Annotated in this window: 2 protein-coding genes; both read right to left on the reverse strand. The window is 67.1% G+C overall.

What is annotated here, in order from left to right; genetic code table 11:
• Window positions 1-33: 33 nt before the first annotated feature.
• Window positions 34-1203, reverse strand: coding sequence for an IS630 family transposase (locus tag ACIF80_RS37440; protein WP_360044458.1), 1170 nt, complete (start codon window positions 1201-1203; stop codon window positions 34-36).
• Between the two features lie 76 nt (window positions 1204-1279).
• Entirely contained in the window at window positions 1280-2269 is a 990-nt protein-coding gene (locus ACIF80_RS37445) for a S66 peptidase family protein (protein WP_355247585.1), read from the reverse strand.
• Between the last annotated feature and the right edge of the window lie 320 nt (window positions 2270-2589).

Below are 2589 nucleotides of genomic sequence, written 5' to 3' on the forward strand. Positions count from 1 at the left end.
AGTGGTCGGCTCCGGAAATCCTTCGGGGGTTGATCAGGCGGCCAGGGCAACAGAGGATTCTTCTGGCCGGTCGGCGGGTGCGTGCCGGTCGAGTCGGGCCAGCAGATCGTCCAGGTCGGTGGTGGTGAACTTCCACTGGAACGGCTGTGCCGTGGCGTTGTAGCGGTCTTCGAAGGCGCGAAGACGGTTCCGGACCTGGGACAGGTCCGTGAAGTCGTTGGGTTGGACGACCTTTCTCTGGACGATGGAGAAGAAGATCTCTATCTGGTTAGTCCAGGAGGCGTGTACGGGGGTGTGGACCATGACTGCGTTCGGAAAGGCCGTGGTGAGACGGTCGATGGCCTTCTTCCCCCGGTGGGAGGAGCCGTTGTCGACGATCCAGAAGACACGTCTGGCGCTCGCGTAGGGCTCCTGGGCCATGACCTGGGTGACCAGGGTCATGAAGGGCACGACTCCGGTTTTCGGCTCGCAGCGGCCGAAGACCTTCGCGCGGTGGACGTCGTAGGCAGCCAGGTAGGCCAGCGCACCGCCGCGGCCGTACTCGTGGTTGACCCGCATCGCCCGGGCCTGCCCCGGGGCCAGCGTCGGATGGCAGCGGCAGCGGGCTTGGACGGAGGTCTTCTCGTCGCTGGAGATGACGTACTCGTTCGGCCCGAGCGGGACACCCTCGAACGTACGGGCGTACAGGTCAAGGACACGCCGGGCCTTCGCGCGGAAGTCCGGGTCACGGATGAAGATCCAGGACCGGTACTGCCAGGGCTTGAGCACGTCCTCGCGCAGCCAGCGGCGGACCGTGGACGCGGAGACGGTGTCGGTGATCCCGCGCGCGGTCAGCTCGGCGGCCAGTTCCGGGCAGGACCAGCGCGACAGCGGCACACCGGTCTCGGCGGGTAACTGGCAGGCCAGCGCCTTGGTCTCGGCGATCTGCACGGGGGTGAAGCGAGCCGGGCGTCCTGAGCGTTTACGGTCGGCCAGGGCCGACAGGCCGCCGTGGGCGAACCGGCCGCGCCAGGCACGAACCGTGTCCAGGTGCAGGCCGGTCTCGTGGGCGATGCGCGCGTTGGAGCGTCCCCGTGCCGCGTGCAGGACGATCTGCGCACGGCACCGCAGCCGGTGTTCGGTCTTGTGGCCATAGGCCAACTTCTTCAATCGCTCGCGCTCGGCAGCGGTCAGGACGATCGGGCAGGCCGATGCAACGGGCATGTCAGACGGGCCGATCGGGAGAAGCGGAAGACGACGGGTCGCGGCTCTCCGGGCCTGCGCCAACAGCCAACAGAACTCAGCTTTCCGCGACCGCCGACTCGAGCAGGGACAGCGTTTGGTTGTCCGCGTCCACGTCTGCGCGGACGCCGAGAGGCAGCGGCAGGTTCGGCGAGGTGTGGCCGAAGTCGACCTGGGCGAGGACGGGGATGTCACGCTGCGCCAGAACGTCGAGCACAACGTCGCGCAGACCCACCTGGTCTCCGCCGCCCTCGTAGGGCGTGACCTCTCTCGGGATGCCGACCACCATGCCCGCGATCCGGTCCAGCACCCCGGACAGCCGCAAGACATGCAGGTCGTTCCAGATCCGCGTGACCGGCCGCTGTAGCTCTTCCCAGAACAAGACGGCGCCGTCGAACCGTTCGGCGGGCAGAGCGAACGGTGTCGCCTGCAGCTGGACCAGGCGGTTCAGCAAGCCGCCGACCAGTGGTCCCTGCGCGCGGCCCGGCCGCCAGGTTTCCCAAGCCTCCCTTGCCGGCAGCGCGCCCGGCGCCTCGGCCTTGGTGAGCACACGGGCGTAGAGGTCGACGAGTTCGGACCGACGGGCCTCGTCGCCCAACGTGTACCAATCGCTGCCGAAACCGTGGGTGACGATGTCGGCGTGGAAGCCGACGAGGCCGGTCTTGGCGTACAACGCCATGTGCAGCACCGAGATGTCGCTATAGCCGAGGATCGGCTTCGGGTCGGCCCGGATCGCGTCCAGATCGATCAAATCGAGATAGCCGATGGTCGCCTGTCCACCGGTATGCGCGACGATGGCCCGCACCTCCGGGTCACGGAGTAGACCATTGAGCTCGGCGGCCTGCTCCGCCGGAGTGCCCGACGCCCACCAGCGATTCTGCGCTGGGTCGACCATTGGGCTGACTCGCACGCGGAAACCCATCCGCTCCAATATCGCCACACCGCGGGCGAGCAGTGGTTCCTCACCCGGCTCAAGCTGGCCCGAGGGCGCGGTAACGACCACGAGGTCGCCGGAACGTAGCGTGCGGGGCCGAAGGATCACAGACATGGGGCCTCCTTGTTGATCAACGATGGCGAGCAACAAGGCCAGTGCCGCCGATATTCCGCCTCCCCGACGTGATCAAAGCCCCGGAACCCGGCTGGGCCCACCGACCGCCTCCACGCGGACACCTTCGACTGTGCCTGACAGCCCCACTTCGCCACCCCAGACACAACGGACTGATGTGGAATCGCGCCCCGATGTCAACCCCCGAAGGATTTCCGGAGCCGACCACTTAGAAGTCATCTCATTTGGTGAGTCTGCGGTAGCAGATCAGGGTGCAGGCGATGCTGGTGAAGGCCAGGAAGTGGTCGGCCTTGCGCTCGTAG

It is taken from the genome of Streptomyces sp. NPDC085927, assembly GCF_044540975.1.
Lineage (GTDB): Bacteria > Actinomycetota > Actinomycetes > Streptomycetales > Streptomycetaceae > Streptomyces > Streptomyces hirsutus.

Coding starts and splice junctions, on each gene's coding strand:
- ACIF80_RS37445 (WP_355247585.1), bottom strand. CDS start 2,269: ATGTCTGTGATCCTTCGGCCCCGCACGCTACGTTCCGGCGACCTCGTG.
- ACIF80_RS37440 (WP_360044458.1), bottom strand. CDS start 1,203: ATGCCCGTTGCATCGGCCTGCCCGATCGTCCTGACCGCTGCCGAGCGC.